The organism is Microbacterium sp. ZXX196 (assembly GCF_009709595.1).
GTDB classification, from domain to species: domain Bacteria; phylum Actinomycetota; class Actinomycetes; order Actinomycetales; family Microbacteriaceae; genus Microbacterium; species Microbacterium excoecariae.
The window spans coordinates 1-246 of record NZ_WMEE01000431.1 but is presented as its reverse complement, the minus strand read 5'-3'; the positions used below and the strand labels follow the sequence as shown (position 1 = coordinate 246).

General features: G+C 74.8%; 1 pseudogene. It reads left to right on the top strand.

The features are described from left to right. A pseudogene (locus GJQ66_RS13590) lies at positions 1 to 246 on the top strand (oxidoreductase); the annotation flags it as partial.

The following is a 246-nucleotide window of genomic DNA, read 5'->3' as shown; positions in this document are numbered from 1 at the left end:
AGTCGATGCTCGTGGCGGCGCTGCGCCAGGAGCTCGCGGGCGAGCCGAGCCGCGTCATCGAGATCGCGCCCGGCATGGTCCACACGGAGGAGTTCTCGCTCGTGCGCCTCGGGTCGGCCGGCGCGGCCGACCGCGTCTACGAGGGCGTCGAGAACCCCCTCACGGCGGACGACGGCGCCGACGTCGTCGCGTACGCGCTGACCGCGCCCGGGCACGTCAACCTCGACCTCGTGACGCTGCGCCCCG